15 protein-coding genes are annotated in these 17,871 nt (G+C 68.5%); 6 read left to right on the plus strand and 9 right to left on the minus strand.

Translation table 11 applies throughout. From position 1 onward, the window contains the following. Both DFO47_RS02910 and DFO47_RS02915 read left to right on the plus strand, forming a co-directional pair. Positions 1–2,046, plus strand: coding sequence for a DUF6807 family protein (locus DFO47_RS02910; RefSeq protein WP_133830601.1), 2,046 nt, complete (start codon positions 1–3; stop codon positions 2,044–2,046). After that, complete coding sequence (locus DFO47_RS02915; protein ID WP_133830602.1) at positions 2,043–3,158, plus strand: M24 family metallopeptidase; 1,116 nt, start codon at positions 2,043–2,045, stop codon at positions 3,156–3,158. The genes DFO47_RS02910 and DFO47_RS02915 overlap by 4 nt, the downstream gene beginning before the upstream one ends. Positions 3,159–3,276: 118 nt before the next feature. Here the strand turns inward: DFO47_RS02915 and DFO47_RS02920 are convergent, their stop codons facing one another. The 5 genes from DFO47_RS02920 to DFO47_RS02940 are packed head-to-tail and all read right to left on the minus strand — an operon-like array spanning position 3,277 to position 9,170. Next, positions 3,277–4,728 carry an aldehyde dehydrogenase (NADP(+)) gene (locus DFO47_RS02920; protein WP_133830603.1) on the minus strand — a complete coding sequence of 484 codons (1,452 nt, stop codon included), beginning with the start codon at positions 4,726–4,728 and terminating at the stop codon, positions 3,277–3,279. Between the two features lie 34 nt (positions 4,729–4,762). After that, positions 4,763–5,866: a mandelate racemase/muconate lactonizing enzyme family protein gene (locus DFO47_RS02925; RefSeq protein ID WP_133830604.1), complete on the minus strand. Its 1,104-nt coding sequence runs from the start codon at positions 5,864–5,866 to the stop codon at positions 4,763–4,765. Then, positions 5,866–6,771: a 5-dehydro-4-deoxyglucarate dehydratase gene (locus DFO47_RS02930; protein WP_133830605.1), complete on the minus strand. Its 906-nt coding sequence runs from the start codon at positions 6,769–6,771 to the stop codon at positions 5,866–5,868. Before DFO47_RS02930 ends, DFO47_RS02925 begins: the two co-directional genes overlap by 1 nt. Next, the gene (locus DFO47_RS02935; protein WP_133830606.1) at positions 6,768–7,733 is read right to left on the minus strand and encodes an NAD(P)-dependent oxidoreductase; all 966 of its coding nucleotides are present in this window, start codon (positions 7,731–7,733) and stop codon (positions 6,768–6,770) included. The genes DFO47_RS02930 and DFO47_RS02935 overlap by 4 nt, the downstream gene beginning before the upstream one ends. A 9-nt stretch (positions 7,734–7,742) precedes the next feature. Continuing rightward, positions 7,743–9,170 (minus strand): Gfo/Idh/MocA family oxidoreductase, encoded by a 1,428-nt coding sequence (locus DFO47_RS02940; RefSeq protein ID WP_133830607.1) that lies wholly within the window; start codon positions 9,168–9,170, stop codon positions 7,743–7,745. 354 nt (positions 9,171–9,524) lie between these two features. On the opposite strand from DFO47_RS02940, the gene DFO47_RS02945 reads away from it, so the two are divergent. After that, positions 9,525–10,559 carry a LacI family DNA-binding transcriptional regulator gene (locus tag DFO47_RS02945; RefSeq protein ID WP_133830608.1) on the plus strand — a complete coding sequence of 345 codons (1,035 nt, stop codon included), beginning with the start codon at positions 9,525–9,527 and terminating at the stop codon, positions 10,557–10,559. Here the strand turns inward: DFO47_RS02945 and DFO47_RS02950 are convergent. Further along, a complete protein-coding gene (locus DFO47_RS02950) occupies positions 10,556–11,260 on the minus strand; it encodes an FCD domain-containing protein (protein WP_133830609.1) in 705 nt (234 codons plus the stop codon). The two genes, DFO47_RS02945 and DFO47_RS02950, sit on opposite strands and share 4 nt — an antisense overlap. Before the next feature lie 68 nt (positions 11,261–11,328). Here DFO47_RS02950 and DFO47_RS02955 point away from each other — a divergent pair, with 68 nt between their 5' ends. Continuing rightward, positions 11,329–12,669, plus strand: a complete 1,341-nt coding sequence (locus DFO47_RS02955) for an alpha-hydroxy acid oxidase (RefSeq protein ID WP_279586687.1) — start codon at positions 11,329–11,331, stop codon at positions 12,667–12,669. Between the two features lie 66 nt (positions 12,670–12,735). Here DFO47_RS02955 and DFO47_RS02960 read toward each other — a convergent pair whose 3' ends face one another. Next, complete coding sequence (locus DFO47_RS02960) at positions 12,736–13,359, minus strand: metalloregulator ArsR/SmtB family transcription factor (RefSeq protein ID WP_133830610.1); 624 nt, start codon at positions 13,357–13,359, stop codon at positions 12,736–12,738. An 80-nt stretch (positions 13,360–13,439) separates the two neighbouring features. Next, complete coding sequence (locus DFO47_RS02965; RefSeq protein ID WP_133830611.1) at positions 13,440–14,651, minus strand: acetoin utilization protein AcuC; 1,212 nt, start codon at positions 14,649–14,651, stop codon at positions 13,440–13,442. A gap of 105 nt (positions 14,652–14,756) precedes the next feature. Here DFO47_RS02965 and DFO47_RS02970 point away from each other — a divergent pair, with 105 nt between their 5' ends. Together DFO47_RS02970 and DFO47_RS02975 are read left to right on the plus strand one after the other, a co-directional pair. Further along, the gene (locus DFO47_RS02970) at positions 14,757–16,190 is read left to right on the plus strand and encodes a potassium transporter TrkG (RefSeq protein WP_133830612.1); all 1,434 of its coding nucleotides are present in this window, start codon (positions 14,757–14,759) and stop codon (positions 16,188–16,190) included. 40 nt (positions 16,191–16,230) lie between these two features. After that, positions 16,231–16,869, plus strand: coding sequence for a TrkA family potassium uptake protein (locus tag DFO47_RS02975; RefSeq protein WP_018761823.1), 639 nt, complete (start codon positions 16,231–16,233; stop codon positions 16,867–16,869). A gap of 54 nt (positions 16,870–16,923) precedes the next feature. On the opposite strand, the gene proC is transcribed toward DFO47_RS02975, so the two are convergent. After that, a complete protein-coding gene (gene proC / locus DFO47_RS02980) occupies positions 16,924–17,757 on the minus strand; it encodes a pyrroline-5-carboxylate reductase (protein WP_133830613.1) in 834 nt (277 codons plus the stop codon). Positions 17,758–17,871: the final 114 nt, after the last annotated feature.

The raw sequence follows: 17,871 nt of genomic DNA on the forward strand, positions 1-17,871 counted from the left end.
GTGACCACACAGCATTCGGCGGAATCCACCCATCCGCAGTCCCCGTCCACAGACCTTCCCAGGGTTGCCCTGGTGGGTGTGCACGGCTTCGGCGAACGGCACCTCGCCAACCTGGCCCGGCTCGAACAGGCCGGCGCCCTGGAACTGGTAGCCGTCGCCGATCCCCACCCGCCGCAGCCCGGCAGCCTGGCCGGCTCAGTGGCTGTGTACCCGGACCTGGACGGGCTGCTGGCCGCCAAGCCTGGCGTCGACGTCGCCATTATTGCCACCCCCATCCAGACGCATGCCCCCTTGGCCATCGCGGCGTTGTCCGCCGGGATGGACGTCTATGTCGAAAAGCCGCCGGTGGCATCCCTGGCGCAATTCGAGCAAGTCCTGGCCGCGGCCAGGGACCACGGCCGCCGGGTCCAGGTGGGCTTCCAGAGCCTGGGCTCCCAAGCCCTGCCCGCCATCCGGGGCCTGGTGGAGGCAGGTGAAATAGGCATCGTGCTGGGGCTCAGCGCCACCGGCCAATGGCTGCGGACCAAGGCGTACTTCAACCGCTCGCGCTGGGCCGGGAAGCGCAGCCTCGACGGCACGGACGTGGTGGACGGGGTGGCCACGAACGCCCTGGCCCACGCCGTTGCCACCGGACTGCATCTGGCGGGCGCGCATACCCTCGCGGACGTCCGCTCGGTGGAAACGGACCTGTACCGGGCCAACAGCACGGAAAGCGATGACACGTCCATTCTGCGGATCCGCACCGCAGGCGGAGAGACCCTCCTTTGTGCCTTGACGCTCTGCGCCCCCGAACAGCTCAACCCGGCCGTCACCGTGCACGGAACGCTGGGCGAGATCACCCTTTCCTACACGGAGGACCACGTCGTCATCACCACCCCGGCCGGCGAGCGCCGGGAGTCCTTCGGCCGGACTGACCTGCTCGAAAACCTGCTGGATGCCCGGGCCAACGGAACGCCGCTGCTGTGCGCGCTGGAAGACACCGGAGCCTTCACCGCCGTCCTGGAGGCTATCCGCACCGCGCCCGCACCAGCGCCGATCGGCACCGGCTTCATCACGTGGCAAGGCGAGGGCGACGACGCCCATCCGGTGGTGCAGGGCATCTCCGGAACGCTGGAGCGCGCCGTCAAGGCACAGGCAACGTTCGCCGAACTCGGCGTGCCCTGGGCCCGTCCCCTTCCGCCGGTCCGGACGCTGACCGTTGGGGGCCGCCCGGTGGCCGATTACCAGGACGGCAGCCATATCAGGGCAGTATCCTCCCCGCGCCCCTACCTCCACCCGGTGCGCACCCTGAACGGCACCGTGGTGACTGACCACCAGCCCCTTGACCACGTATGGCATCTGGGCGCCGGCGTGGCCCTGCAGGATGTGGACGGGGTGAATTTCTGGGGCGGCCGCACCTACACCAGGGAAGCCGGCCAGTACGTGTGGCGCCCGGACCACGGCAGCATCGCAAGCACCGGCACCGCATCCTTCCAGGCCGACGCCGGCGCGGGACGGCCCGGCGTCCTGCAAGAGACGCTGAGCTGGAACGGGCCGGACGGCTCCCCTGTGCTCCGCGAGGAACGCACCTGGGCGTGGTCCGCCGTCGCACCCTCCGCCTGGCGGCTGTCACTGGATTTTGCGTTGTCACCTGCAGGGAACACGCCGGTCAGCCTGGGCAGTCCGGGCTCCAACGGCCGGTTCGAGGGTGGCTACGGCGGCTTCTTCTGGCGGCTGCCCGAGTGCGCGGACCCTGCCGTCTGGACGCCCGCCGGCTCCGGTGAGTCACAGGCCCACGGCAGCGTCGCGCCATGGCTCGCCTGGTCCGGAACGTTCGACGGCGGCCCGGCCACCTTGGTGTTCGTCGCTGCCGGGGACTCCACGGACCCATGGTTTGTCCGGGTTGACAGCTACCCGGGCGTCGGCCAGTCGCTGGCCTGGGATACGCCCGTCATCGCAGAGCCCGGCGCGCCGGTGCGGCGGCACGTCACCGTCTTCGTGGCCGACGGACTCCTGGCCACCGCCGACATCGAAACACTGATCAACGAGCAAGGGGATCCGTCATGACCCAGACCACAGCCGCAGCCGTTCCCCAGCAGGAGGCCCGCCTGGCTCCCGGATCCCCGGGCGACCGGGCCATCAAGCGCCGGCGCGTGCTGGACATCCTGGACGATGCCGGGCGGGATTCGCTGCTCCTCACCACCAACACGGCCCTGACCTGGTACCTGGACGGCAGCCGGGTGCACATCAGCCTGGCCGGCGACCCCATCGCCGCCCTGCTCGTCGCGCGCGACGGCGACCACCTGGTGACGTTCAACAACGAAGCCGGCCGGATCGCCGCCGAGGAGCTTCCGCTGGGAGTCAACCTGCATACCGTTCCCTGGTACGCGAACCTGCACCAGGCCGCGGCCACCGTGGGCAATGGCGCCCTGCCTCCGCTGTCCGAGGCAGAGGTGGCCGCCGAACTGCGCGCCGCGCGCCAGCAGCTGCTTCCGGCGGAAAGCGCCCGCTATGCCCTGCTCAGCGCCGACGTGGCCGGCATCATGACCGAGGTCCTGTCCGCCGCCCGCCCGGACACCACCGAATTCGCGCTGGTGTCGGCGCTGGCTGCCCGGGTGGTGGCCGCCGGTGCAGAGCCGCTGGTACTCCTGTGCAACGGCAGCTCCCGCAGCACGTTCCGGCACCCCTTGGCCACGCACGCGCCTCTTGGCCGGCGTGCCATGGCGGTGGTTTGCGCCCGCCGCGACGGCCTCGTGGCCAACATCACCCGCTGGATCAGGTTCGACGCCGGCACTCCCGGGGAGCGCGACGCCGAGGCCCGCATCGCGGCAGTGGAGGCGGATATATTCGATGCCACGGTTCCCGGCACCCGGCTGGACCGGATCTTCACCGAGATCCAGGCCGCTTACGTCCGGCATGGCTTCGGCGCGGACCAGTGGGAACAACACCATCAGGGCGGGCCCGCCGGTTACGCGGGGCGCGATCCCCGGGTCACGTCGGAAGCCACGGATACGGTGGTGCTGGACCAGGCGTTCACGTGGAACCCGTCAGGGCCGGGCGTCAAGATCGAGGACACGGTCCAGCTCACGGAATCCGGGCTCCACATCCTGACTGTTGACCCGCGCTGGCCGGTGGCCACCGTGAACGGGCTGGCGCGCCCCGTGACCCTGCAGCTCTAGTCCGGCGCCCGCTCACATACTGCAGCTTTAATCGAAACGCCCGCTCACTTATGGCCGTATTTACGGCCATAAGTGAGCGGGCGTTTCGTGTTTAGCTGCAGTATGTGAGCGGGCGTTGTTACGGGAGCCGCAGTTCCCCATCCACACGGCGCGGGATCCCCAGCGGATTGTCGTCACGGAGCGCCGGGTGCAGGACGCTTTCCGGGGCGTCCTGGTAGGCGACGGGGCGCTGGAAGCGGCGGACCGCCGTCGCACCCACCGAGGTGAACAGCGAGGTGGTGGCAGGGTACGGGCCGCCGTGCTGCTGGGCCCAGTTCACGGCGACGCCGGTGGGCCAGCCATCGAACAGGACCCGGCCGGCCAGGCCGGCGAGCTGCTCCACCAGGGCGGCGATGTCCTCCTCCGGCTCTGCGTGCACGGTGGCCGTCAGGCTGCCGGGAACCTCCGCCAGGACAGCAGACAGTTCCTGCTGGTCCGTGTACTCGATGAGGATGGTGGTGGGCCCGAAGCATTCTTCAAGCAGCTGCCCGGGTCGCTCCAGGACCTTGGCCGCGGTGGTGGCGAACACCACCGGGGCAGCCCCGTTGGCTGCCGCGTCCTGGTCAACGCTGCCGCCCACCACCTGCACGCCCTCCACGGCTGCGAAGCTGCGCAGCCCGTCCGGGTAGGCTTCGGCGATGCGGCTGGTCAGCATCCCGGCCGCGGGCTTGTCCTTGCTGGCGTCCGCTACCTGGGCTGCGAAGGAGGTTCCGGCTGGGATGAACACCAGGCCCGGCTTGGTGCAGAACTGGCCGGCCCCAAGGGTGAAGGAGCCTGCCAGGCCGGCGGCGAGTTCCGCGGAGCGGGCCTTCAGTGCTGCCGCGGTGATGACCACCGGGTTGAGGCTGCCCAGCTCTCCGTAGAACGGGATGGGATCCGGGCGGGAGGTGGCGAGGTCGAACAGGGCGCGGCCGCCGGGAATGGACCCGGTGAAGCCCACGGCCTTGATGGCGGGGTCCTGGACCAGCGCCGTTCCCGCCTCGCGGCCGCTGACCAGGGCGAACAGGCCTTCCGGGGCACCCGCGCCGCGAAGCGCCTCAGCCACAATCCCGGCGGTCCGCTCGGAGAGCCGCAGGTGCCCTGAGTGGGCTTTGACAACCACGGAGCAGCCGACGGCGAGGGCCGAGGCCGTGTCCCCGCCTGCCACGGAGAAGGCGAACGGGAAGTTCGACGCCGAGAAGACCGCCACCGGCCCGATGGGCCGCAGGATGCGGCGCAGGTCCGGCTTGGGCGGGGTGGAGGACGGGTCCGCGTGGTCGATGATGGCTTCAAGGTAGGAGCCCTCGGTGATCACGCGTGCGAACAAGCGCAGCTGGCCTGTGGTGCGGGCCACTTCCCCCGTCAGGCGCGGGACACCCAGGCTGGTCTCGGCATCGGCGATTTCCACCAGTTCGGCCGCGTTGGCGTCCAACGCGTCCGCGACCGCGTGAAGCCACGCGGCGCGCTCGGCATCGGTGGCCGCAGCAGCGGTCCGGGCGGCCTCCGTCGCGGCGGCGGTGAGTTCGGACAGGGAAAGCGTTGCAGTTGTCACGTCAGGTACCTGTTCTGTGGATGTGCGTAGGTGGTTACGGTGCGTCCCGGAAACGGAAGCCCAGTCCGGGCTGGTCCGCCAGGGCCACCCTGCTGTTGGCGAACCGCACCGGCGATGGCCCGGCCAGGATCCCCAACTGTTCGAAGGATGCCTCCTCGACATCCTCCACCATGGTGGGCTCCGCCAAGGTCAATGCCAGCTGCCCGGACAGTTCCGGCAGCAGGTGCGGCATGACCTTGATGCTGTGGGTCCGTGCCAGCTCCACGATCCGCCGGAACGGGGTGATGCCGCCTACCCGGATGATGTTGGGCTGGATGATGTCCACCGCCTCCGCCTCGATGAAATCGCGGAACCGGTAGATCGTGTGCAGGTTTTCGCCAAGGGCAATGGGCACCGGCGAATGTTTGCGGAGCCTTCGGTAGGCCCAGAGGTCATCCGCGCGGAGAGGTTCTTCCAGCCATTCCAGCCCGAATTCGGCCAGTACGTCGAGGGCCCGGAAGGTGGTGGGCAGGTCCCACCGCTGGTTGGCGTCGATCATGAGCCTGCGGTCCGGGCCCAGGACGGAACGGACGGCGGCAACGCGTTCGCGGTCCTCGCGGAGGTCCGGCTTGCCCACCTTGATCTTCACTGCCTGGTGGCCGGCGGCAACCCAGCGTTCGGCCTGCGCCACCAACTCTTCCAGGGTGTAGTGCAGGTTCACGCCGGAACCGTAAACCTCGGCTGACTCCTGCCGCTGGCCCAGCAGGCCCGTGACGGACATGCCGGCACGGCGGGCCTGCAGGTCCCACAATGCAAGGTCCACACCGGCCATGGCAATGGTGGTGAGCCCTCCGCCGCCGGCCTCGTGCAGCCGCTTCCAGAGCACGTCCCACACACCCTCGGGGGTTGCGGGCAGCCCGGCCACGAAAGGGGCGATGTCGTGGTCAAGCAACGCCTTGACTGCCTGGGGACCGATGGTAGGCGTCCAGGAGAAACCAAAACCCGTGCCGCCGTCGTCCGTGGAGATCTCGGTGGCGATCACGTGGTTCTCCGGTGCCTCCGCGCCCCAGCTGCGGCGCAGCGCAACGGTAAGGAGCCTCGTCGACAGGCCGGTGATGCGCGGGATGGTGCGGACGGTTTCGGCCGCCGGTGCGCTCATCAGTGTCCGGCCAGCTCGTAGCCCTTGGCCAGGATGGCCTTGAGCTCCACGAGCTGCTCCTCCGTGGGATCCACCAGCGGCGGCCGCACGGGGCCCACCGGAAGGCCGCCCAGGCGCAGGCCGGCCTTGATCAGGGAGACGCCGAACCCGGGCGTCTGGTCGCGCAGGCGGACCAGCGGCGCGTAAAAGCCCTCCAGCAAGGCATTGCGGCGGTCTTCATCCCCGGATACGTAGGCGTCGTAGTACGCCTTGGCGATCTCCGGCGCCATCGCGAATGCTGCCGACGAATACAGCGGGATCCCCAGGCCCCGGTAGGCGCCCTGCGTCAGTTCCGCCGTGAGCAGGCCGTTGAAGAACGCAAACTCCTCCCGGCCGGCAGCCTTGACGGCGGACACGATTTCCTGGGCAAGGCCGACGTCGCCCAGTCCGTCCTTGAAGCCGATGACCTTGGGATTGGCGGCCAGCTTCGCTATGGACGCGGCGGTGAACTTTGCATTGCCGCGGTGGTAGACAATGACCGGCAGGCTGCTGGCATCGGCGACAGCCTCGATGTAGGCCACCAGGCCGTCGGTGGGTCCGGTCACCAGGTAGGGCGGAAGCACCAGGAGGGCGTCGGCGCCGGCTTCCTCGGCCACCCGGGCGGCAGCGAGGGCGTGGCCCAGCGGTCCACCCGCCCCGGCCACCACGGGGACCTTTCCGGCGACGACCTCGACGGCGGCCGCCACCACGGTGCGGACCTCGTCGATGCTGAGGGCATGGAATTCACCGGTGCCGCAGGCAGGGAAGACGCCGCCCGGGCCGTAGGGCAGCCGGGAGGCGATGTGTTCCTTGAGCAGTGCGACGTCAACGGCGCCTTCGGCCGTGAACGGGGTGACGGGAAAAAACAGTACGCCGTCGAATTTCATGGTGTCTCCTTGCTTCCGCCGCCGGCAGTGACCAGCGTGGAAGCCTCTTTGTTGAGGGTGTGGCGGGACGTGAGTTCGGTGCGCCAGCTGCGCCGCGGCTGCCAGCCCAGGAGTTCCTGTGCCTTGGCGATGGAGAACGCGGGGCTGGTCCCGGTCAGGCCCGCACTGATGTCTTCGCTGCCCGGCAGGAAGCGGGGCATGAGCTCGGCCAGCGGCGCGGTTGCCAGGGCGTCCGCGGCGCCGACGAAGAAGGTTTCGCCGTTGGGAATGTCCGTCATTTTCCGGAGCAGCAGGTCAAGGAAGTCCGCCACATCCCGGGCGTCCACGTAGTTGAACAGGGCCGGTGCGGAGAGGGCGGGATCGGCCAGGCGTTCAGCCAGGGTGTGGCCCTGCTGCGTGGGCGCCCCCTCCCATTCCTCCGGTGAGATCACGAAGCATGGGCGGAATGCCGCATACCGGATCCGCTCACCCTGGGCAGCGGCGAACATCTGCACTGTCTGTTCGGCGATGAGCTTGGACAGCGCATAGGCGTTCCAAGGCTTCGGCGGCGTCCGCTCATCGAGCGGGAACGACGACGGAAGCCAGCCCGCGGGCGAGCCGTAACCGAGCACGGTGGGGCTGCTGGCGGTGATGATTTTCGGGACGCCCAGCTCGGTGGCCGCGCTGATCACGGCGAAGGCGAGCCTGGTGTTGGTGGCGAAGATGACGTCCTCCGGCGCGCTGAAAGGGACGGCGATCGCTGCAAGGTGGATGACGGCGTCGGGCCTTGACTCCCGAAGGAGGCGCAGCGCCTCCTTCGGCGCCAGGAGGTCCGCGGTTTCCTGCACGACGCCGGGCGGCAGCTGGCCGGCGGGCACGGCGTCCCGGTCCACGGAGACCACCTCGTGGCCCGCCTGGGCGAGCCCTGCGACAACACTGCGTCCCAGGCGGCCGGAGCCGCCGGTAACGAATATCCTGCTCATGGTTCGGCCCTACTTGCCGCGGCGGAGATCGACGCGGAGGTCCAGGTCCTCCACGCGGATGGGCAGCGAGGTCTCGAGCGACTGGTTGCCGGCGATGCCCACGGATACCGAACGCAGCCCGTCGAGGTAGCCGGAGGGGCGGCCCAACGGGTCTTCACCCGGGCCGTTGAAGAGGTCCGAGAGCAGGAGCTCATCGCCCCCGCCGTGGCCGCCTTCGCCATTGACGATCGGGACCTCGTACGCGGCCTCCCAGTGGCGTTGGACCACCAGCCGTTCGCCGTTGCGGCGGACGGCGTCCTCTTCCTCCACGGGGGTTGCGCTCGGATCCACCACTGTCTTCTTGTCCGTGCTGTGCAGGACGGCGGCGCGTTCCACCACTTCGAGCTCAGCCCGGCCTTCCGTGCCGTTGACCGCCACCCGGTACCCCTCCCACGGGCTGTGCGCGTTCAGGGAGTAGCTCAGGCGCGGCCCGCCCTGGTACTCAACCACCAGTGCCAGGTTGTCCTCGATGGTGATGCCGCCGGTGAAGACGTCCTGGTCGCGGCGGTAGCCGTCGTAGTGTTCGTTGTCCAGGAAGAGCGCTTTGAGCCGTTCGTCCTCGCGGAGGTCCAGCGCGAACGGGTCCTTGTCACCGGCGGGCGCACCGGCGTCGGGCGTTCCGCGCTCGGGGCGGGGGCCCAGCCCGCGTTCGGCGGCGTTCTTGTCGCCATAGAATTTCAGGCCGCCGGAGGCGAAGACGCGCTCCGGGACGTCGTCGATCCACCAGTTGACGAGGTCGAAATGGTGGGACGCCTTGTGGATGAGCAGGCCGCCGGAGTTCTTCTTCTCGCGGTGCCAGCGGCGGAAGTAGTCAGCGCCGTGGACCGTGTCCAGGACCCAGCTGAAGTCGATCGAGGTGACCTTGCCGATCACGCCGCTCTGGATGATCTCCTTCAGGGCGCTGTTGCGGGGCGAGTAGCGGTAGTTGAACGTCACCACCACATTCCGGCCGGTTTCCTGGACCGCTTTGGTGATGCGGCGGCAGCCCTCGGCATCGATGGTGAGCGGCTTTTCCACCACTACGTCCGCGCCGGCCCGGAGGGCTTCGACGATGTAGTCGGCGTGGGTGTAGTCCGGAGTGGTCACCACGACGCGGTCAATGTGGTTGGCCTGGATAAAGGCCGTCAGGTCCGCCGGATCGAACGAGGCAATGGGGCCGGGAGCGCCGAGTTCCTGGATGAGGCCCTGGTAGAACTCCACGCGGCCGGGGTTCACGTCCGAGAACGCGACCAGTTCCGCGGTGTCGGCGTGCTTGCCGAACACTGCGCGGATGTACATTTCAGAACGCCCTCCGGTGCCCACCAGGGCAAGGCGCGCCTTGCGGCCGTCGGAGGTGGGGCTGCCGGCAGCCGTATGGGGAGCAGCTGCGGCCGACGTCGTCTCGGCTGTGTTGACCATGTGGGGGTCCCTTTCGAAAGCTCATTGCCCGGCCGCCGGGGCGGCCGCTGCGGTTCGGCGGTGGCACTCTGCTGCACCTGCCTGAGAAAGCGTTTTCTCAGTTCGCTATAGAAGTTGTATCAACCCGCCCGCCCATCCGTCAACCACTCCGGGCGCTAACAGAAAGCGTTTTCTGAGCAAGCGCGCAGCGCTGGCGCCCTCCCCGGCGGAAAACTGCCGGGAAAAGGATAGAAATCGCTTTCCGGCTGCCGTATATGCTGTCTTCCAAAGCACCCGCCACCCGGGGGCTTGTTGGCCCGGCGCCTAACGCAGCCGGCAGCATCCGTCCGGAGTGGCGCGACAGAAGGGTTCCCCATGGCCAGGAAATCGGCAAGCGGCCGGATCGGCATCGCGGATGTCGCCGTGAAGGCAGGCGTCTCACACGCCACGGTTTCGCGTGTCATGAACGGGAACTTCACCGTGGACCCGGACATCGCCGCCAGGGTCCGCGCAGCCGCCGCCGAACTGAAGTACCAGCCCAACCCGGTGGGCCGCAGCCTCGCACTGGGAAAGACGGACACCATCGGCATCGTGGTGCCGGATCTGGCCAACCCCACGTTCCAGGCGATCCTTCGCGGCCTCAGCCGGGCCGCGGCACAGGACGGCTACCGGGTGCTGATCGCGGATTCGTTCGAGGTTTCCAGCGAGGAGTCCATCCTGGCCGGCGAAGCGCGCCGCCGCTGCGACGGACTGGTCCTCTGCGCCCCCCGCATGTCCGATGCCGAACTGACGGAGATCGCGCCGTCCCTGCACCCGCTGGTGCTGATCAACCGCACCACGGACGCGCCGGACGTGCCCAGCCTGGTGGTGGACTACGGGCAGGGCGTCCAGGACATGGCAGGGCACCTGGTGGAGCTGGGGCACACCCGGCTGGCCTTCCTGGCAGGGCCTCCGCGGAGCGCATCCAACGGCATGCGGCTCAAGGGCCTGGAGGCTTTCAAGGCCGCCCACCCGCAGGTGGAGGTAACCATGCTTGAGGGCGGCTCGGACTTCGACACGGGACATGAAGCAGTTGACGCGGTCCTGGCGAGCGGGGCCACCGGCATCCTCGCCTTCAACGACCTCGTGGCCATGGGCCTGATGAGCGGACTGCATGAACGGGGCCTGGACGTGCCCGGCGACATCTCCGTCACCGGATTCGACGACATCCCCTTCGCCAAGTACACGACGCCGGCGCTCACCACCGCGGCCGTCCCCATCACCGAACTGGGCGAGCAGGCCTGGCACCAGCTCCGGGCATTGATCCGCAAGGAAGGGAACGAGGTGCCCGGCAGCCGGTTCCAGCCGCGGCTGGAAGTCCGGGCCAGCAGCGGCCCGGCCAAGGCGCCACGGAGCGCCGTCCACGGCTAGGGTTCCCGGGACCCGGCCCCCAGGCCCGCTTCCCGGTAATACCCCTCGATGTGTGCCGCCACCAGTTCCGCCGCCCGGCCGCCGTCGCCCTTCCGGACCGCAGCAAGGATGGCGTGGTGCTCAGCGCGCAAACGGGAGGCGGTGGCGTCCCAGTCGGGCAGGTTTGACGTCAGCTCTGCGGCGTAGCCCTGGATAGCCTCGCGGAGGGATCCCATCATGGCGCTGACCACCGCATTGCCGGCGGCGTTGGCCAGCGCGAAATGGAAGCGGACATCGAGGGCCAGGAAGTCACCGACCGACAGGCCTTCCGCCTGGTCCATCCCGGCCAGCAGGGCCGCGGCCTCGTCGAGTTCGGGGGCATCCGGCCGTGCCTTGCCCGCAGCCCAGGACTCCAGCAGGACGCGGGTCTCCACAATGTCCGCCACGGGCAGGTGCTGGGTGGCAACGTGCAGGCGGAGGGCGGAGCCGAGCGCCGCGGTGGGATCCGAGATGACCACCGTCCCGGCATCGGGTCCGGACCCAACACCCGCGCGGACCACGCCCATCGCCTCGAGGATCCGGATGGCTTCCCGCACGGACGTCCGGGAGACCGTGAGGTGCTCGGCCAGGGTCCGTTCGGCAGGCAGCCTGCCGCCGACGGCCAGCCGGCCGGCAGAGAGTTGGTCCTCGATCCACGCCAGGACCAGCTGATGGGTTCGCATACGGCCAATGGTAGTTGATGTGGTTGGACCACATGGCCTACAGTGTGGTTGGACCACAGGAGGACGCCATGACCCACATCATCCAGCCCGGCAACCCGGAGGCCGCCCCGGCCCCGGACACCACGGACATCCCGGCAGCGCACGCACCTGCCAAGGCGCCGGCGTCGTCCGCCGTGCCCCCCGCCCTGAAGCGCCGCGTGCCCAAGTACTCGGACCTCGCTCCGCTGATGCAGTTCAAGAAGCCGGAGTTCAGCAAGGATGCCCGGCTCAAGCGGGCCAGCACCATCTGGGAACTCCGGGACATCGCCAAGCGGCGTACTCCGCAAGCTCCCTTCGACTACACGGACGGAGCAGCCGAGGAGGAAATTACCCTCCGCCGGGCCCGCCAGGCCTTCCTGGACATCGAATTCCGGCCCGGGATCCTGCGGAACGTCTCTGCCATCGACCTCAGCACCACCATCCTGGGCAAACCGTCCCGGCTTCCCGTCGGCATCGCCCCCACCGGATTCACCCGGATGATGCAGTCCGAGGGCGAATACGCCGGGTCCCGGGCCGCCGAGTCAGCGGGCATCCCCTACACGCTCTCCACCATGGGCACCGCGTCCATTGAGGACGTGGCAGCAGCCGCACCCAACGGCCGGAACTGGTTCCAGCTGTACCTGTGGACGGACCGCGACCGTTCGCTGGAACTGATCGAGCGCGCAGCCAAGGCCGGCAACGACACCCTCATGGTCACCGTGGACACAGCCGTGGCCGGTGCCCGCCTCCGCGACGTCCGCAACGGCATGACCATCCCGCCGGCACTGACCCTGAAGACTGTCCTGGATGCCTCCTACCGGCCGGCCTGGTGGTTCAACTTCCTCACCCACGAGCCGCTGACCTTCGCCTCGCTCTCGCGCTACACCGGCACCGTGGCGGACCTGATCAACTCCATGTTCGATCCCACGCTCACCTTCGAGGACCTGGACTGGCTGCGCGACACCTGGAAAGGCAACCTGGTGGTCAAGGGCATCCAGACGGTGGAGGACGCCCGCCGCGTCGTGGACCATGGCGCAGACGGCGTGGTGCTCTCCAACCACGGCGGCCGCCAGCTGGACCGGGCCCCCATCCCGTTCCACCTGCTCCCCGAGGTGAAGGAGGCCTTCACCAAGGACCACACGGACGCGGCCATCATGCTGGACACCGGCATCATGAGCGGCGCCGACATCGTGGCCGCCCTTGCCCTTGGCGCGGACTTCACCCTGATTGGGCGCGCCTACCTCTACGGCCTGATGGCCGGCGGACGGGCCGGCGTGGACCGCGCCCTGAAGATCCTGGAAAAGGACATGGCACGCACCATGGCGCTGCTGGGCGTCAGTTCCGTTTCGGGGCTCACGCCGGACCACGTGCGGCTGCTGGGCAAGCACTGAGCAGGGGGCCGGTGGCTGGGCGTGCCGAAACCCGGGTTTCGAGGCACCCAGCCGCCGGCGTCCACCCTATTTCTTGCGGCCGAACTTGGGCAGGTTGGGGAGGTTTGCCAGCAGGTCCGCGGCTTTGGTGGCCGCGCGGCCAACACTGCGTCCGATCTGCTGCGGAACGCTGTCATCGCTCAACGGGGCTGCTGTTCCGCCGGGAATGACGACGGCGGGGCTCAGTTCTGCTCCCTCGCGCGCCAGGACGCCCGCCGCGGCGTCCTCCTGGCGAGGCGCCACATGCCCCGGCACGACGGCGGCGGGTGCCTCCGCCGGGCCCGCCGCGGCGGCCGCCGCTGGCCGGCCCTTCGCCGCTGATGCGGTGTTCCCTGCGGCGCCGTTCTTTGGTGAGGCGCTGGTTGGCGAGGAGGCAGCTTTGGCGGCCGTGCCGACGTCGAACGTCTCCAGCCAGCTTGCGATGCCCTCCAGCGGACCCCGGTTCAAGGCGTAGTACCGCTTCTGGCCCTGCGCGCGCATGCTGACCAGCTGCGCTTCCCGCAGGACCTTCAGGTGCTTGGAAATGGTGGGCTGGCTGGCGTCCAGTTCCTCCACCAGCTCCCCCACTGCTTTGTCCCCCGCCCGGAGGGCCACCAGGATCTCCCGCCGGGTGGATTCCGCTATGACGGCAAATACGTCGTCTGTCACCATGCCTCCCACCCTAGCGACATATACGCCGAAAGGCATCAACTATTTCGGTACCCCAGTGCTCCGGTGCACCACCGGAGCCGCTAGTCGAACCAGGGGTCCAGCCCGTGCAGGGGGAACACCGCCTTGCGGGTCGCCATGACGGTACGGTCCACGGCGTCGTTGGGGTCGAAGCCCACTTCCCAGGACCGCCACCACAGCTCCACGTCATCCCCCATCAGCGCGGGGGCCACGGTCCCGAATTTCTCCGCCACATAGTGCCGCCAGTCTTCCGGGACGGCGGTGCGCAGCGGCACTGGCCGTCCGGCGGCGATCGCCACCAGGTGGCTCCAGGACCGCGGCACCACATCCAGGACGTTGTAGCCGCCGCCGCCCGTGGCGATCCACCGGCCCCCGCAGAACCGTTCGGCCAGGTTTGCGACGGCGTTCGCGGCCTCGCGCTGCCCGTCGACACTGAGGTTGAGGTGGGTGAGGGGGTCGCTGCGGTGTGAATCGCAGCCGTGCTGGCTCACGATGACCTCCGGTTCGAACGCGCCCACCAGTTGCGGCACGATGGCGTAGAACGCCCGGAGCCAGCCGGCGTCCCCGGTGCCGGCGGGCAGGGCAACGTTGACGGCTGTTCCCTCCGCTGCGGGGCCGCCGATCTCGTTGGCGAACCCTGTTCCGGGAAAGAGGGTCAGTCCTGTTTCGTGCAGCGAGAGCGTCAGGACCCGGGGATCGTCCCAGAAGATGTTCTGCGTTCCGTCGCCGTGGTGGGCATCGACATCGATGTAGGCCACTTTTCCCACGCCGCCGTCGAGGAGCCGCTGGACGGCAAGGGCGGCGTCGTTGTAGATGCAGAATCCACTGGCACGGTCCCGGGCGGCGTGGTGCATGCCGCCGCCGAAGTTGACCGCATGCACGGCCCAGCCCTCCAGCACGCCCTGGGCGGCCATCAGGGATCCGCCGGCAAGCCGCGCCGCGGCCTCATGCATTCCCGCGAAAGCCGGGTCATCCTCGGTCCCCAGCCCCCGGGACTCGTCCGGCCGGAAGGGGTCGGCGCTGACCCTGCGCACCGCCGCGACATAATCCACCGAGTGAACCGCTTCCAGTTCCGCGTCGGAGGCGGTCTCCGGCGCCTGCACATCCACATGGTCCAGGTCGAAGAGCCCCAGGCTGCGCGCCAGGCGGGCCGTCAGGTCCATCCGTTCCGGTGCCATGGGGTGGCCCGGACCAAAGTTGTAGGCAGTCATGTCAGGGCTCCACGCCACCATCGTCGGCGGCGCGGGCTGGCTTAGACCGGGCAGATATGTCATCAATCACAGGCTACCCGAGCCCGCCGGTCTCCCAGCCGGGCCATGAAGCCGGGCTTTAGTGGTTTACTACTGGGGGAAGCAGTTTCGACCGAGGAAAAGCCACACATGACGCAGAGCCAGTCAAGGCCCCGGACCCCGGCCAGCTGGCACCCCCCAGCGCAGGAGCGGGAGGGCCTCTGGATCTTCACGCGGCTTCGCGACTTCATCGACGACATCGCCAACACCTCCCCTGCCAGGCTTGCCCTGACGGCGTTCGCCGCGGTCTGCATGGTGTTCACGTTCCTGCTGTCCCTGCCCATGGCTTCGGCCAACGGAACCGCCACCCCCATCCACGAGGCCCTGTTCACCGCCGTCTCGGCCGTCTGCGTGACGGGACTAACGGTGGTGTCGACGGCGGTGCACTGGTCCTTCTTCGGCCAGCTGGTGATCCTGGTGGGCATCTTCATCGGCGGGTTGGGTACCTTGACGCTGGCCTCGCTGCTGGCGCTGATGGTGAGCAAGCGGTTGGGGGTGCGCGGGAAGATCATCGCCGCCGAATCCATGAACAACGCCGGCCGCCTCGGTGAGGTGGGCACCCTGCTCCGGATCGTCATCACCACCTCCGTGGTCATCGAGGGCGTCCTGGCCCTGGCGCTCGTTCCCCGGTTCCTGACCCTGGGCGAGCCCTTCTGGCAGTCGGTGTGGCATGGCATCTTCTATGCCATTTCGTCGTTCAACAACGCCGGCTTCACCCCGCACTCGGACGGCATCGTGCCCTACGAGACGGACCTGTGGATCCTTATCCCGCTGATGGTGGGCGTCTTCCTGGGCAGCCTGGGCTTCCCCGTGGTGATGGTCCTCCAACAGAACGGCTTGAACTGGAAAAAGTGGAACCTGCACACCAAGCTCACCATCCAGGTATCGCTGATCCTGCTGGTGGCCGGGGCGTTCCTCTGGGCGCTGATGGAGTGGGACAACGTCCGGACCATCGGCACCATGGATGTGGGCGACAAGATCACCCACGCGCTGTTCGCCTCCGTCATGACGCGTTCCGGCGGCTTCAACCTGGTGGACCAGAACCAGATGGATTCCACCACCATGCTGCTGACGGACGCCCTGATGTTCGCCGGCGGCGGTTCCGCGTCGACGGCGGGCGGCATCAAGGTCACCACCATCGCCGTGATGTTCCTGGCCATCGTCGCGGAGGCCCGCGGTGACGCGGACGTCAAGGTCTACGGCAGGACCATCCCGCAAGGAAGCATGCGGGTGGCCATCTCGGTGATCGTGGCCGGCGCCACCCTGGTGTCAGTGTCCGCTTTCCTGCTCCTGGCCATCAGCGGCCAGTCGCTTGACCGGGTGCTGTTCGAAACCATTTCCGCGTTCGCCACGGTGGGCCTGAGCACCAACCTCAGCGCCGAGGTGCCCCCTGCCGGCGTCTACGTCCTCGCGGCCCTGATGTTCGCGGGCCGCGTGGGAACCGTGACCCTCGCAGCCGCCCTGGCCCTGCGCCAGCGCAGCCAGTTGTACCACTACCCCGAAGAGAGGCCCATCATTGGCTAGTTCCACAGACGCCCCGCGGCGCCCCGCCCACAACGCCCCGGTGCTGGTGATCGGGCTGGGCCGCTTCGGATCATCCACGGCAGAGCAGCTGGTCAAACAGGGCCGGGAAGTACTCGCGATCGAACGCGACCGGAACCTGGTGCAGAAATGGGCCCCGCTCCTGACCCACGTGGTGGAGGCTGACGCCACCAACATCGACGCGTTGCGCCAGCTGGGCGCGCAGGAGTTCAGCTCCGCGGTGGTGGGGGTGGGGACGTCCATCGAGTCCTCCGTGCTGATCACCGTCAACCTGGTGGACCTGGGAATCGAACACCTCTGGGTCAAGGCAATCACCCCCTCGCACGGCAAGATCCTGACGCGGATCGGGGCCAACCACGTGATCTACCCGGAGGCCGACGCCGGAGTCCGGGCAGCGCACCTGGTCTCGGGCAGGATGCTGGACTTCATCGAGTTCGACGACGACTTCGCCATTGTGAAGATGTACCCGCCGCGCGAGACCGTGGGGTTCACGCTGGACGAGTCGAAGGTCCGCTCCAAGTACGGTGTGACCATTGTGGGCGTGAAGTCCCCGGGCGAGGATTTCACCTACGCCCGGCCCGAGACCAAGGTGTCCTCGCGGGACATGCTCATTGTCTCCGGGCACGTCGACCTGCTGGAACGGTTCGCCGCCCGGCCATAAGGTCCCCCGGTGGTTGGGCTTGTCGAAACCGGATTTCGACAAGCCCAACCTCCGTTACCCAAGCTGCTTGGTGATTTCCGCCGCCCGCTCCGCTGCCGCCTTGGCGCCGGCGGCGATGATGGCCGGGATGCCCTGTTCGTCGAACGTGGCGATGGCCCGTTCCGTGGTGCCGTTGGGGCTGGTGACCGCTTTGCGCAGCGCGGAGGGATCCGCCCCCGGTTCGGCGAGCATGAAGCCTGCGCCGGCCACCGTTTCGCGGGCAAGGAGCAGGGACAGCTCGCGGTCCAGGCCCAACTCCTCCCCCGCCGACGCCATGGCCTCGGCCAGGTAGAAGGCGTACGCCGGGCCCGAGCCGCTGATCGCTGACAGCGCATCCACCTGCTCTTCGGGCACTTCGACCACCGTCCCGGCGCCCTGCAGGATGTCCTTGACCTTCCGGAGCTGCTCGGGAGTGCAGTGGGTTCCCGGCGAGACGGACACCACGCCGCGGCCCAGCTTTGCCGGCGTGTTGGGCATGGTCCGGATGACCGGCTGGCCGGCGGGGAGCGCGGCTTCAAGCTGGGCGATGGATACTGCCGCGGCAACGCTGACCACCACGGCATCCGGCGAAAGGGCCGGGCCGATCTCCCGGGCCAGGTCAGCAATTCCCACCGGTTTGACGCCAAGGATGACGACGGCGGATCCCTTGGTGGCCTGTTTGTTGTTGTCTGGTTCTTCCTCGCCGGCGATCGCGGTAATGCCCGGGTACCGTTCGGCGAGTTCCGAGGCGCGCTCCGCGCGGCGGACGGTGGCCACCACATCCCCGGGGTCCGTCCCGGCCTCCAGCAGGCCGGCAAGAATGGCCTCGTTCATGGATCCACAGCCAAGGAATGCAATTCGGTTGCTCATGCCTCCATCATTGCAGTACACATGCATTCACAGGCAACTCCCATGTTCAGCGCAGGCAGCGCACAACTTGGGGTCCTAACGTAGTTATTACCTCATTGAGGGTGCGAGTGATGC

The sequence above is a fragment of the Arthrobacter sp. AG258 genome, from assembly GCF_004364695.1.
Lineage (GTDB): Bacteria > Actinomycetota > Actinomycetes > Actinomycetales > Micrococcaceae > Arthrobacter.

Bases quoted from the DNA above. Each gene is read 5' to 3' on its own strand.
- DFO47_RS02935 (WP_133830606.1), bottom strand. From the start codon at position 7,733: ATGAGCAGGATATTCGTTACCGGCGGCTCCGGCCGCCTGGGACGCAGT.
- DFO47_RS02915 (WP_133830602.1), top strand. From the start codon at position 2,043: ATGACCCAGACCACAGCCGCAGCCGTTCCCCAGCAGGAGGCCCGCCTG.
- DFO47_RS02950 (WP_133830609.1), bottom strand. From the start codon at position 11,260: ATGCGAACCCATCAGCTGGTCCTGGCGTGGATCGAGGACCAACTCTCT.
- DFO47_RS02930 (WP_133830605.1), bottom strand. From the start codon at position 6,771: ATGAAATTCGACGGCGTACTGTTTTTTCCCGTCACCCCGTTCACGGCC.
- proC (WP_133830613.1), bottom strand. From the start codon at position 17,757: ATGAGCAACCGAATTGCATTCCTTGGCTGTGGATCCATGAACGAGGCC.
- DFO47_RS02960 (WP_133830610.1), bottom strand. From the start codon at position 13,359: ATGGTGACAGACGACGTATTTGCCGTCATAGCGGAATCCACCCGGCGG.
- DFO47_RS02965 (WP_133830611.1), bottom strand. From the start codon at position 14,651: ATGACATATCTGCCCGGTCTAAGCCAGCCCGCGCCGCCGACGATGGTG.
- DFO47_RS02955 (WP_279586687.1), top strand. From the start codon at position 11,329: ATGACCCACATCATCCAGCCCGGCAACCCGGAGGCCGCCCCGGCCCCG.
- DFO47_RS02925 (WP_133830604.1), bottom strand. From the start codon at position 5,866: ATGAGCGCACCGGCGGCCGAAACCGTCCGCACCATCCCGCGCATCACC.
- DFO47_RS02945 (WP_133830608.1), top strand. From the start codon at position 9,525: ATGGCCAGGAAATCGGCAAGCGGCCGGATCGGCATCGCGGATGTCGCC.
- DFO47_RS02940 (WP_133830607.1), bottom strand. From the start codon at position 9,170: ATGGTCAACACAGCCGAGACGACGTCGGCCGCAGCTGCTCCCCATACG.
- DFO47_RS02970 (WP_133830612.1), top strand. From the start codon at position 14,757: ATGACGCAGAGCCAGTCAAGGCCCCGGACCCCGGCCAGCTGGCACCCC.